The sequence below is a fragment of the Pontibacter saemangeumensis genome (assembly GCF_039541895.1).
GTDB lineage: Bacteria > Bacteroidota > Bacteroidia > Cytophagales > Hymenobacteraceae > Pontibacter > Pontibacter saemangeumensis.
Window position 1 is genome coordinate 1 of the sequence record NZ_BAABHC010000002.1, and the last position, 12253, is coordinate 12253.

General features: G+C 53.1%; 10 protein-coding genes. 3 read left to right on the forward strand and 7 right to left on the reverse strand.

The features are described 5' to 3' along the window. Positions 1-216: 216 nt before the first annotated feature. From moaA to ABD920_RS01635, 4 genes are all read right to left on the reverse strand, one after another. The gene (moaA, locus tag ABD920_RS01620) at positions 217-1206 is read right to left on the reverse strand and encodes a GTP 3',8-cyclase MoaA (RefSeq protein WP_345156394.1); all 990 of its coding nucleotides are present in this window, start codon (positions 1204-1206) and stop codon (positions 217-219) included. A 350-nt stretch (positions 1207-1556) separates the two neighbouring features. Beyond that, positions 1557-3701, reverse strand: coding sequence for a xanthine dehydrogenase family protein molybdopterin-binding subunit (locus ABD920_RS01625; protein ID WP_345156395.1), 2145 nt, complete (start codon positions 3699-3701; stop codon positions 1557-1559). A 2-nt stretch (positions 3702-3703) separates the two neighbouring features. After that, positions 3704-4165 (reverse strand): (2Fe-2S)-binding protein, encoded by a 462-nt coding sequence (locus ABD920_RS01630; RefSeq protein ID WP_345156396.1) that lies wholly within the window; start codon positions 4163-4165, stop codon positions 3704-3706. A 78-nt stretch (positions 4166-4243) separates the two neighbouring features. After that, a complete protein-coding gene (locus ABD920_RS01635; protein WP_345156397.1) occupies positions 4244-4840 on the reverse strand; it encodes a nucleotidyltransferase family protein in 597 nt (198 codons plus the stop codon). A 439-nt stretch (positions 4841-5279) separates the two neighbouring features. On the opposite strand from ABD920_RS01635, the gene ABD920_RS01640 reads away from it, so the two are divergent. Next, a complete protein-coding gene (locus ABD920_RS01640) occupies positions 5280-5747 on the forward strand; it encodes a MaoC family dehydratase (RefSeq protein WP_345156398.1) in 468 nt (155 codons plus the stop codon). A 26-nt stretch (positions 5748-5773) separates the two neighbouring features. Here ABD920_RS01640 and ABD920_RS01645 read toward each other — a convergent pair whose 3' ends face one another. After that, a complete protein-coding gene (locus ABD920_RS01645; protein WP_345156399.1) occupies positions 5774-6517 on the reverse strand; it encodes a Mut7-C RNAse domain-containing protein in 744 nt (247 codons plus the stop codon). Between the two features lie 113 nt (positions 6518-6630). Next, entirely contained in the window at positions 6631-6933 is a 303-nt protein-coding gene (locus tag ABD920_RS01650) for a Dabb family protein (protein WP_345156400.1), read from the reverse strand. Between the two features lie 334 nt (positions 6934-7267). Between ABD920_RS01650 and ABD920_RS01655 the strand changes: the two genes are divergently transcribed. Together ABD920_RS01655 and ABD920_RS01660 are read left to right on the forward strand one after the other, a co-directional pair. Next, on the forward strand, positions 7268-8584 hold the full coding sequence (locus ABD920_RS01655) for an NCS2 family permease (RefSeq protein ID WP_345156401.1): 1317 nt from the start codon (positions 7268-7270) through the stop codon (positions 8582-8584). A gap of 242 nt (positions 8585-8826) precedes the next feature. Next, positions 8827-9504 (forward strand): hypothetical protein, encoded by a 678-nt coding sequence (locus ABD920_RS01660; protein ID WP_345156402.1) that lies wholly within the window; start codon positions 8827-8829, stop codon positions 9502-9504. Between the two features lie 201 nt (positions 9505-9705). Here the strand turns inward: ABD920_RS01660 and glgX are convergent, their stop codons facing one another. After that, on the reverse strand, positions 9706-11835 hold the full coding sequence (glgX, locus tag ABD920_RS01665) for a glycogen debranching protein GlgX (RefSeq protein ID WP_345156403.1): 2130 nt from the start codon (positions 11833-11835) through the stop codon (positions 9706-9708). Positions 11836-12253: the final 418 nt, after the last annotated feature.

Consider the following 12253-nt stretch of genomic DNA (forward strand, 5'->3'; position numbering starts at 1 on the left):
AAGCCATAAGTCTGCAAACTTTTCTTACCCAACAGCCGGCACCTGCTTTTTTATCCAGCTAAATCAAAACAGCCTCTTATATGCTTTGATGGAGTTGCTTCAGCCTTGAGTTATCCGCCACCATGACAGGCTTGCTTCTGATAGGCCCTTGTGATGTGTGGCGCAGCTCTGCCACTGAAAAACCCGGCAGAAGGAGCTTGACTAACCTACGCAATCTTAGCCACCGATCGTAGCCATAGAGGCGCTTAAGGAGGCCAGGCCGGAATTATTTTTCTCGGCTTCCCAACCGTTTAAATCTTTCATGCTTACGGCCTTGTATAAAGCTGCCTGAATTTCCTCTTCACTTGCCCCCGCTCGCATGAGGTCTTTAAAATTAAGCACGCTACCTCCGTACAGGCAGGTTTTCAGGTCGCCCAGCGGCGTAAGCCGGATCCGGTTACAGGTGCCGCAGAAAGAGCGCGTGTAGGCGGCAATGATGCCCACATTCCCTTTGTGCCCCGGAATCTGGTAGTTAAAAGAGGTAGAGAATGCCGGGTCCGGCAGCTTATATAGGTTGGGATATTTGGCTTTGATCGAATCCAGAATCTGCACATGGTCCCAACTAAGGAGCTTAGGCGCCGCATCGCCGCCGTTGAATGGCATTTCCTCAATAAAACGCACGCTGATGGGCAGTTCCTTGGTGAGTTCCACAAGCGGTAGGATATCGTCAGTGTTCTTCCCCTCCATCACCACGGCATTCAGTTTCACGTCTACATCGTGCTGCAACAGCTGCTCCAGTGTTTCAAGCACGTTTGGCAATTCATCCCGGCGCGTGATGGCGAAGAAGCGGTTCCGGTCTAGCGTGTCGAGGCTGAGATTGACGGAGCGGACGCCGATCCTTTTTAGCTCCGGCACGAAAGGGGCCGTCAGCACACCGTTGGTAGTGATGGTAAGCTGCTGCAGGCCATCAAGTCGGGATAGTTTTGTCAGGAAGGGCATGAAGCCTTTCCGCACGAACGGCTCGCCGCCTGTGATCCGGATCTTCTCGATTCCCATTTTCAAGAACACGGAACAGAGGCGCAGCATTTCTTCGTAGCTCATCAGCTCTTCCCGGCCAAGCCAGTCGATTCCCTCCTCGGGCATGCAGTAAAAGCACCGCAGGTTGCACCTGTCGGTTACGGCAAGCCTTAAGTAGTTGATCGTCCGTCCGTGTCTGTCCTTTAACATAAATATTTCATTTCGATATATGGCGGCTATATCTCAAACAGCGCCATCGGCAACAGCCTGCTGCCTATATAAACCAACCTCGCGCTGCTAATAGTTTAAACCTCAGCCGAAATTCTGTTAATGCTGTTCCCAGAAACTTTCGGAAGTTGTGAATCCGGAAGAAGCCAAAAACTTAAACATGCCGCCCGGCGATGGCATGAACCTTCGACCGGCGGCATGTTTATATATAAATCCCCTCCTGAACAGAAAACCCAGACATCACAAAACGCAAATGCTGTAAAGCCTCCTGCACTAAAACAGCAGTGAGATTTACATATGAGTTTGTTTGTCAGGCTTCTTTAGGGCGCTTGCTAAACCGTTTTCAGTTCTTCCTGCTCCGCGAATGGCTGGTTGCGCAGCCGCTTGCCCGTTGCCTTGAAAATAGCATTCGCCACTGCGCCGCCTGTCGGTGGTAGCGCCGGCTCGCCCAACCCGGTGGGATCAATGCCGTTGTGTACGAAATGCACGTCCACCTCCGGTATCTCCTTCATCCGGATCAGGCGGTAGGAATTGAAATTTTCCTGCTCCGGCGCGCCGTTTTTGAAGGTGAGGTTGCTGTACATCGCATGCCCGAGCCCGTCCACGATCCCGCCGCGCACCTGCTGGTTCGCCCCGCTCAAGTTCACCACCATCCCACAATCGGCGGCGGCATATATCTTCTTGATCACGGGTTTGTTATCTTTCAATTCTACCTCCCCGACCTGCGCCACATACGAGCGGTGCGAGAAGTAAACGCTGAATCCCTGTGCCACCCCTTTTTTCTTGCCCCAACCCGATTTCTCCGCAGCCAGGTTTATTACGCCTCTCATGCGGTCGATGTCGTACTTGATTTCGCCTACTGGCGATTTCTTGGCTTTGTCCAGCAGCTCCAGGCGGAACTGCACCGGGTCTTTGCCTGCGGCATGCGCCACCTCGTCTATAAAGGACTGCTCCGCAAAGGCCAGGAAATTGGTAATCGGTGCGCGCCAGGGGCCAGTGGTGATCGGCGATTTATGCTCTACTGAATCGATCAGCAGGTTATCAACGGCTCCCGAAGGGAAGTTGTCTTCGCGTGTCGGGTTACCGGAGTTCATGCCCACGCCACGCAGCTTGTAGCCGATCATATTGCCTTTGGCATCCAGGGCGGCCTCAAAACGGTAACGCACGGCAGGCCGGTAGGTGCCGCCGGTCATATCGTCTTCACGCGACCAGATTACCTTCACAGGAGCCTTGATGATGCTGGACAGTTCTGCGGCCTCCAGTGCGAAATCGGCGCTCAGCCTGCGGCCAAAGCCGCCACCGAGCCGTGTCAGCTGCACCGTTACCTTTTCAGGGGCGATTTTCAGCAGCTCGGCCACCTGGTCGCGTGCGCGCTCCGGCGTTTGCGTCGGGCCAACCAGTTCCACGCCATCCGGGCGCACATGTGCAAAAAAGTTCATCGGCTCCATCGGGCTATGCGACAGGAACGGGCACTGGTATTCGCTTTTGATGACCTTCGCAGCCGATTTGAACGCAGCCTCCACATCGCCGTCTTTCCTTCGGACAGTGGCATCGGTGCTATTAAGGAGCTCCTTAAAGATGCGGTCGTGGTCGGCGCTGCTTTCCAGCGCTGCCTCTGCCTCATATTGCACCTTTAATGCTTTGCGGGCCTTGCTGACCTGCCACGTCGATTTGCCCACGACGGCCACATTGTTTTTGAACGTCACGACGTCCACGATGCCGGGCATAGCCTTGGCGGCCGTGGCGTCCACTGATTTCAGCTTCAGGCCAAACGCCGTCGGCCGCTGGATCATGGCGAACAGCATACCGTCTTTATAGAAATCAAGGCCATATAGCGGTTTGCCGGTGATCATTTCGTGGTTGTCCACGTTGCGTACGGCCGTTCCGATCAGCTTGAAATCCTTTGGGTCCTTCAGCTTCACATTTTCCGGCACCGGCACCTTAGATGCTTCTGTGGCCAGCTCACCATAGCTTAGCTTCTTGCCATTGGCTGGGTTCAGCACAAATCCGTTTTCTGTTCTGAGCGTGCCGGCAGACACTTTCCAGCGTTTAGCGGCGGCCTCTAGCAGCATATGGCGCGCGGTGGCACCCGCTTTCCGAAGCCGCTCCCAGGAATGCGGCACGGCGCCGCTGCCACCAGTCACCTGGCGTTCAAATTTATTCGTGTCCAGCGGCGCCTGCACCACCTTCACCTTCGTCCAGTCGGCGTCCAGCTCCTCGGCCACGATCATCGGGAAGGAGGTTTTGATGTTCTGCCCCAACTCCGGGTTAGGGGAAAGGATGGTCACAATGCCATCCGGGGAAAGCGCCAGGTAGCTGTTGAAGTTGATCTCGCCTGCGGCAATCGCGGTGTCGCTCACCACCTCGAGGGCCGAAGCCAGCGAACCGGTCCAGCTAAAGCCTAAGAAAAGTCCGCCGCCCGCTGTGGCAGCCAGCTTCATGAAATTGCGTCTGCTTGGTTTGGATAGAGTCGACATGGCTATTTGGTTTTAGTGGCGGCTAAGGCAACAGCTTCGCGGATCCGGTGATAGGTACCGCAGCGGCAGATATTACCGTTCATGGTGTTTTCTATTTCCGCAGTGCTCGGGTTCGGGTTCTTGTTAAGCAAGGCCACGGCCGTCATGATCTGTCCTGCCTGGCAGTAGCCGCACTGGGCCACATCTACCTCGTCCCAGGCCTGCTGCATCGGGTGGTCGCCATTGGCCGACAGCCCTTCAATAGTGGTGATGCTCGCATCTCCCACGGCAGAAACGGGTAAAACGCAGGAGCGGAGGGCTTCGCCGTTCATATGCACTGTGCAGGCACCGCACTGCGCAATGCCGCAACCGTACTTTGTTCCCACCAACCCGAGATTGTCGCGCAGCACCCACAGCAAAGGGGTGTCTGATTCAACGTCGGCCTCGTAGCGTCGGCCGTTGATTTTCAGCTTATATATGGCCATAAGAATAAGGTAGTTTGATTTTTAACCTAAGTTAAGGATATAATCTCAAACCAAGAAAAAATGTTCCGCCATTCCTGTTCAATCCTCTGACTCTGATCTTTTTAGAGCTGCATAATCCTCCGGCGTGTCCACATCGATTGCACCCAAAGGGAAAGAGACAGAGGCAACATGCTCGCTGTGGCGGAACAACAGCTTTTTGGCCCCCTCTTTCCCCCGCAGATACAGCAGCTCGTCGAAATAGGCTTTATCGAATAATACAGGAGTGCCGAAAGTATCCTTGTACTGGCAGGCTACAATGCCTTTTCTGCCTGCAGACTTTGTGTGTAGGAGACTCTCCAGTAAAGCCGCTTCCACAAAAGGCTGGTCGCATACCATAAAGAGCACGCTCTCGGCCTGAGGCGCGGCCGCAAGCAAGGCGGAAAGGCCGCAGCGTATGGAGGAACTCAGCCCCTCCTGCCATTTCGGGTTGATGGCGGTTAACACCGTTTTGCCATCTGAGGCCGGGAGCCGCACTTCAGTGTTAGCCCCTAAAACCACCACCACCGGTTCGCAGGAAGTGGACACTGCGGCCTTTACGGCATGTTGCAGCAGGGTCTCACCTTTATAAAGGAGTTCCTGTTTCGGCTTTCCCATCCGCGAAGAGGCGCCTGCGGCCAGAATAACGATCCCTATCATCGGCAGTTTGTTTAAGTGAAGGCACAAGCCCCAGGAGATAAAGCTCAAGATAGTAAATCTTTAGGATCACTGCATACAAGCACCGCCTATTGTGTAACAGGAAATACTATATGCTGCTTTGCCGAAATCCGCTCAGAAATATGCTTAGTTGTCAGACAAAGGGGAAGTAGGTCCAGCTATCCGGCCGCACCCCGACCTGCTTTATTTTGAGGCAAAGCGTATATAGCTTGCTATATAGTTTTTAAGTATCTTGAACCGGTTTTTCAGGGCATCCGTTCTTAGGGGCATTTAAGCTCCTGAATCAAGCGGTGCCGCTGCCAAGAAATCTAAGCAACCAAAAAGTACTCTAACCACTGAAAAAATGTAGCCGGGCAGGTCCCCGGCAGCATGTACGGGAGCACGGCAAGACCTAACGTTATACTTTGTTATTATATAGTTGATGAGCAAACTAATTATCCGGAGCCTGAAAGAGCTCGAGCAGTACGAAGGGGCTGAAATGGGGGTGTCAGATTTTCACACGATCACGCAGGAGCAAATAAACAAATTTGCGGATGCCACGCTCGACCACCAGTGGATACACCTCGATGCCGACCGGGCTAAAGCAGAGACTCCTTTCGGCAGCACCATTGCCCACGGCTACCTGACCGTATCGCTCCTGCCCTACCTGTGGACGCAAATCGCCGGCATAGAGAACCTGAAGATGCAGGTAAACTATGAAATTGAAAGCCTGCGTTTTAACCAGGCCGTGACGGTAAACAGTGCTGTGCGTCTCCGGGCAAAGCTGCTCTCGGTGAAAGACCTTCGCGGTATCGCGAAGGCACGGCTGGAGGTAACGATGGAAATCCAGGACAGCAAAAAGCCCGCGTTCACCGGCATCATCACCTTCCTTTACCACTTCAACAGCTAAACGGAATACGCTTATATATAAACCTCCTAAGGGTTTAAATAGCGCCCGATAAACTCCTGCATCCGTTCATAATGGGACCCTTTCCAGTAAACGCGGCCGCAGCAGTTGCATTGGTAAAATTCATCAAAATATAGCTTTGTTTTAGGAGGAAGCTGTGTCACTACGCTTTCTTTCTGAACTTCCACGATAGGGCCGTTACAGGCGATGCATCGGGTAAAGGGGCGAAACTTCTTTTTCAGGTGGAAGCAGGAAATCACTTCCCCCAGTTGCTCCGTTAGGAGCTGCGAGCGCAGCCAGTAGCCCCACCGGATGGACTTCTGCTTCAAAAGCCCGACATCCCGTGTCAGGGCAATCCGATTCTCAGACTGGGCGATGTGCGAGATGTCTTTGTCGGTGTAGTCGTTGCGGTAGCAACTGTCGAAGCCCAGCATCCGCAGTGCCCGCACCAGCTTGCCCAGGTGCACATCCAGCACAAATGCATCAGGCGGCAGTAAGCCGGCGCGCACAGAATAACTTTCGGGGTGCTGGGCTCTGCTCGCCGCGGGATATATGGCCACCTGGTCACCGGCCTGCAACGGACGGTAAAAATCCACAGGCTGCCCGTTTATCAGGATCACCTCTACCTCCGGGTGCGGCACGCCCAGGGCTTCAATGGCGTCTTTCACGGCCGGGGCCCCGGCAAAGCAATACGGCAGCGGCTGCCCCCGCTTTGACACGGGAATAAAATCGTTTAAGCTACCGAAGAAAGAGAATGTAGCGGAGTGGTCCATAGCACGTGCCGCGCTGGCGGATGTTCAGGGAGCGAAGGACTCCGGTTTACATAAGCCCGGTACCGCTTTAAAAAGGCGCAGCGGCACCGGACATGCTCCTTTGATATATCGATTTATATATCGATGGCGTCATACACCACCACTTTAGACCAGAGCGAGGAGCACTTCTCCACGAATGCCTTGTGCTCCGGGTGCACCTGGTAAATTTCCTGGTCATCCGGGTTATCGAAAATCAGCAGCCACGACAGATCATAGCCCCGCTCGATCACCTCCCTGTTTGTGTTTGCGGGCACCCCGATATGGGATGTTTTAATAACATCAATGGAAGTCATGCCTTTTAGGCCTTCCAGCAGCTTCGCTTTATCTTCTTCCGATCCGGCGTTTTTCAGCCAGAAAAATACGTGGTGTACGAACATGTTTTTCGATTAGGTTATATAGATGATCTTAGAACCGACCAGTTGCGTTGATGGTCTTTCGCTTGAAAATTAAACGTAATCCTAAACAATAGCAATTCTTTCTTACAGCCAGCGCCTGCCACCGTTCCGTTTTGCCCAACCTCCCCGCCGCCCTTCCCTTGCTCCTCCCGCCAAAAAAGCTGTTTTACCTGATTTAGTAATTTAGCACCTGTGCAAGTGGCGCTTCCGGCGGCTTTGCTTAATTTTATATACCAATCCCCCGGTTTTTATTAATTTTAACTTTCTATGCCGGGTCACGCCCGGAAGGAGAACTCGTGTTAAACGCAGATACAGCATGCAGGACTACTTTGAACTGAAGAAAAACAAAACCTCGGTACAGACCGAGATCATTGCCGGGGTCTCTTCTTTTCTGGCTACCGCTTATATCATTGTCGTCAACCCCAGCGTCCTCAGTCAGGCCGGGATGCCCTTTGCCGGAGTGCTGACGGCCACTGTTCTGGTCTGCTTCTTCAGTAGCCTGATGATGGGGCTCTATGCGAAGAATCCCATCATTGTTGCACCCGGCATGGGCCTGAATGCTTTTTTTACTTATTCTGCCGTGTTAGGGCTTGGGGTGGAGTGGCCTGTTGCGCTCGGGGCCGTGTTCTGGTCGGGCGTCGTTTTCCTGTTGTTGTCGGCGTTCAATATCCGCACTTTCATCCTGCTGGCTATCCCGCGGCCGCTGCGTTATGCCATCGCGGCGGGCATTGGCCTGTTTATTACGTTGATCGGCTTTGCCAACGCCAAATTCATCGTGCCCAACCCGGCCACCATCCTGAGCATCGGCGACCTGACTCCCTCTGTAGTAACCTTTCTGGCCGGGCTGCTGCTGACGGCAATCCTGCTAACCCGGCAGGTGAAGGGAGCCATCCTGTTTGGGATTCTGTTCACAACGCTGGCGGCTTACCCCCTGGGCCGCTGGTGGGGCCTGGATGCGGTATCCGGTGCTGGCACGCTGGTGAATTTTCAGGGCGTTTTTGCCGCTCCCGATTTCAGCCTACTGCTCCGGTTAGACTTTGTAAACTCCCTGCAATGGGCCGTGGTGCCCGTCATCTTTGCGTTTGTGTTCACTGATATGTTTGACAGTATCTCCACCTTCGTGGGGCTGGCCGAAGCGGCCAACCTGACGGATGCGCAGGGCGAGCCTAGAAATGTGAAACGCTCGCTGCTGACAGATGCTTTTGCCACCACCCTGGCCGGTCTGGTCGGCTCAAGCCCCGGTACAGCCTATATAGAATCCGCGGTGGGCATTGAGGCCGGCGGGCGCACGGGGCTCACTGCCGTGGTGGCCGCGCTGCTGTTCCTGCCCTTCCTTTTCCTGGCGCCGCTGCTCTCTGTTATCCCAGCCATCGCCACAGCGCCGGCCCTGGTGCTGGTGGGCGTGTTTATGGTGCGGCCCGTCACCCGGATAGACTGGATGCAGCTCGACGAGGCGATCCCCGCCTTTCTGGCGATGGTGCTGATCCCCTTCTCATATTCCATCACCCAGGGCATTATCTGGGGTTTCCTGAGTTGGACCGCCATGAAGCTCGTAAGCGGAAAGACAAAAGATATCACGCTGGCTTTGCTAGTTATAGATGCATTTTGTATTCTTGCGCTGATAGTATCCTAAACAACCTCCTTAACCCCTGCGCATCATGGACTTAGGTTCTGCTGCTGCAGCGCTTACTATCATAAAAAACAGACCACTCCGACACCTACTTTTAGGGGCTTGAACAATAAAAGGTACATTTGTAAAGTTAATTTTTAGTAGTCTTGCAATTCATCTAAACCGCAACACACTTTTACTAACGCTATACCGCAATACATTTTGTTTAACCCAGGCTACTTCGCCCGGATTTTATCATCGAAACCATGAAGCCATTCTTTTTACTTTTATTCTTTGCGTCGTCTTTCACCGTTGCCAGCGCACAGGGAACAGCTAAAAAAGGAGCTCCTGCCAACAACACCCTCGCCAGGCAGTTTAACAACCTGAAAGATAATGCCAACTCCTACGTCGAAAACAACAGAACCTACAAGGTGGTGGGAGTTACCTCCCTCGACGCGTTCTGGAAAAGCGTACAGGACACCATAGAGGCAAGGGAGAAAAAACTGATCGAAGCCGGCAAAGAAAGAGACCAGGAACTGGCCGAGGCAAAAGAGAGCATCCAAAAGCAGAACAGCCAGTTGGAGGCCATAAAGAAAGAGTTTGCTGCCAAAGAGCAGGAAGTGCAGCAAAGCGCTTATAACGTAGCTAACCTTTCGGTGCTGGGCATCGACATGGAGAAGCAGAATTATGTGATCCTCAGCTTTGCCGTTATCATCACCCTGCTCGTGCTGCTGGGCATTTTCCTGATGCAGTACAGGAGCAGCAAACTGGTAGCTGTTGAAAAGCAGAAGGCTTTCGACGAGATAGACCAGGAATACAACGAATACAAGAAGAACGCCCGGGAGAAGGAGCTAAAGGTAAAGCGCGAACTACAGACCGAGATGAACCGCATCGAAGAGCTGAACCAGCAGATCGCGTCCCTCAAGAAACAGTCGCACGTCTAGTAGCGGATTTCATGTTTCGGCCATAGAGGGTATATAGACCTGTAGCCATTAGCATGGAGGGAACTGGAGGAAGATGCACTGGAGACAGTTAGCGCTTTGAATTATAAATGCGCTTATACTGACCAATAAAAAAGATTATATATGAAAAATGCCGCCGACCTGATTGGTCGGCGGCATTTTTCATATATGGCATATTTGACGCTAACTAAGCGGGCACCGCAATAGCACCATAGACCGTCCCTCCACTTTCAGCGTTTTCCGGAAGGCATAGATGTCATGTTTCACGTTGAAGCTGTCGTTGCTTGTGTCGAGGATCTTCGTCCATTTCTCACCATACTTCTTTGGCGGTAGCTTATACGTGATCGGCTCATGGTGTGCATTGAAGATCATGTAAAAGCTATCGTCCTTCACCGCCTCCCCTTTCGGGCCCACCGAGTGAATGCCATGCCCGTTCATAAACACGGCCAGCGACTTCGCATAGTCATGGTTCCAGTGCTCATCGTCCATTTCATTGCCCTCTGGCAGGAACCAGGCGATATCATATACCCCCGTTCCTTTGATGGGTTGCCCCTGAAACCACCGGCGCCTGCAGAAGACCGGGTGGTTCTTCTTCAGCTCAATCAGCTTACGCGTGAACTCAAGCAAATCCGTATCCGCTTTGTCCCAGTCAAGCCAGGATATCGCATTGTCCTGGCAATACGCATTGTTATTACCGAGCTGGGTGCGGCTGAACTCATCCCCTGCCACGATCATGGGCACGCCCTGAGACAGCAGCAGGGTAGTAAGGAAGTTGCGTTTCTGCTTTTGCCTGAGCGCGAGCACCTCCGGGTCGTCTGTGGGACCTTCCACCCCACAGTTCCAGGAGCGGTTGTGGCTCTCGCCGTCCTTGTTGTCCTCTCCGTTCGCTAAGTTGTGTTTTTCGTTATATGACACCATGTCGTGCAAAGTGAAGCCATCGTGTGCCGTGATGAAATTAATACTTGCAGTCGGCCGGCGGTAGTCATCGCGGTACAGGTCTGAACTGCCCGTGAAGCGCTCAGCGAACTCCGCGAGCATGCTGTGCTCCCCACGCCAGTAGTCGCGCATGCAATCCCGGTATTTCCCGTTCCACTCAGTCCAGCCAGCGGGGAAGTTTCCGACCTGGTAGCCGCCCTCCCCTACATCCCAGGGCTCGGCGATCAACTTTACCTGCGAAATGATAGGGTCCTGGTGAATGATATCGAAAAAGGATCCCAGTTTGTCCACGCCATGGAGTTCGCGGGCAAGCGTGGAGGCCAGGTCAAAGCGGAAGCCGTCGATGTGCATCTCCGTTATCCAGTAACGCAGGCTGTCCATGATTAGCCGGAGCACACTGGGCAGGCTGGAGTTCAGGGTGTTGCCGGTGCCGGTATAATCCATGTAGAAACGCGGATCTTTGTCGACCAACCGGTAATAGGACGCGTTGTCAATCCCTTTAAAGGAAAGCGTGGGGCCCATATGGTTACCTTCGCCGGTGTGGTTGTACACCACATCCAGGATCACCTCGATCCCTTCTCTGTGCAGGGCCTTCACCATGTCCTTAAACTCCACCACCTGCTCCCCGAGGGTGCCGTTGCTGGAGTAGCGCACATCGGGGGCAAAGAACCCGATGGAGTTGTAGCCCCAGTAGTTCGTCAGTCCTTTCTCCGCCAGGTACCTGTCCGTGATAAAATGGTGCACGGGCATCAGTTCTACCGCCGTTATACCTAATTCCTTGAGGTATTTCAGGGTTTCCGGGTGCGCCATGCCTTTGTAGGTGCCCCTTATATCCTCCGGAATATTGGGATGGAGTTTTGTGAAACCCTTCACATGCGTCTCATATATAATGGACTTGTGGTACGGAATCTTCGGGGCTTTGTCCCCACCCCAGTCATAGTTGTGGTCTACCACGACAGCTTTGGGCATATAGGGGGCACTGTCGCTTTTGCTGAAACTGAAGTCTTCATCCGGGTGCCCTACCTCGTACCCGAAGAGCGAGTCATGCCACTCTACCGTTCCGGAGATGGCTTTCGCATAAGGGTCTAACAAGAGCTTATTGGCGTTGTAGCGGTTGCCACGATGCGGCTCATATGGGCCATGCACCCGGTATCCATATAGCTGCCCCGGCTGTAAGCCAGGCAAGTAAACATGCCATATCTGATGCGTGTGTTCAGTCAGCTTGATTTTTGCAATTTCCTTTTTATGGTCTGTCGGGTCGTATAAGCAAAGGTCGACGGCTGTGGAATTACCGCCGTAAAGGGCGAAATTGACTCCTTCCCCATCCCAGGTGGCTCCCAGCGGATAAGGAGAGCCGGGGTAAACGGATATCTTCATATAATGTTAAGATTTATATATACCGCCCGCTACATCAGCTAAAGCGGCTTTAAGAGGTGACATTCGAACGTAATCCGATTTTTCGGCTTGGTTTGTTTACAAATGCCTCCCTATTATACTTCTTTCTTGCTAAATAGTTAGTACAAGGATTGCGACGGCTCACGGCAGGATAGGAAACCGATATACCGTTGCATTTTACTTTGATCGGACGGCATCAGTGACTTCATAGCTCCCGTTCTGGCTTCGCAAGCCCATTCCTTTCTCCTACTGTAGTTTGCCTTCTGCTGTTACATAATAGCTTCAGGGGCATGAAAACCCGTAAAGCTATAGGGTTGGCTGCCGGAGCTCGGCAAGCCCTGTGCAACAAATGGCTGCAACACACTCTTTCACAGAAGAGTACAACCTAACAGATTTATCA

Coding starts and splice junctions, on each gene's coding strand:
- ABD920_RS01635 (WP_345156397.1), bottom strand. CDS start 4,840: ATGATAGGGATCGTTATTCTGGCCGCAGGCGCCTCTTCGCGGATGGGA.
- ABD920_RS01645 (WP_345156399.1), bottom strand. CDS start 6,517: ATGGACCACTCCGCTACATTCTCTTTCTTCGGTAGCTTAAACGATTTT.
- ABD920_RS01655 (WP_345156401.1), top strand. CDS start 7,268: ATGCAGGACTACTTTGAACTGAAGAAAAACAAAACCTCGGTACAGACC.
- ABD920_RS01625 (WP_345156395.1), bottom strand. CDS start 3,701: ATGTCGACTCTATCCAAACCAAGCAGACGCAATTTCATGAAGCTGGCT.
- moaA (WP_345156394.1), bottom strand. CDS start 1,206: ATGTTAAAGGACAGACACGGACGGACGATCAACTACTTAAGGCTTGCC.
- ABD920_RS01630 (WP_345156396.1), bottom strand. CDS start 4,165: ATGGCCATATATAAGCTGAAAATCAACGGCCGACGCTACGAGGCCGAC.
- ABD920_RS01640 (WP_345156398.1), top strand. CDS start 5,280: ATGAGCAAACTAATTATCCGGAGCCTGAAAGAGCTCGAGCAGTACGAA.
- ABD920_RS01650 (WP_345156400.1), bottom strand. CDS start 6,933: ATGTTCGTACACCACGTATTTTTCTGGCTGAAAAACGCCGGATCGGAA.
- glgX (WP_345156403.1), bottom strand. CDS start 11,835: ATGAAGATATCCGTTTACCCCGGCTCTCCTTATCCGCTGGGAGCCACC.
- ABD920_RS01660 (WP_345156402.1), top strand. CDS start 8,827: ATGAAGCCATTCTTTTTACTTTTATTCTTTGCGTCGTCTTTCACCGTT.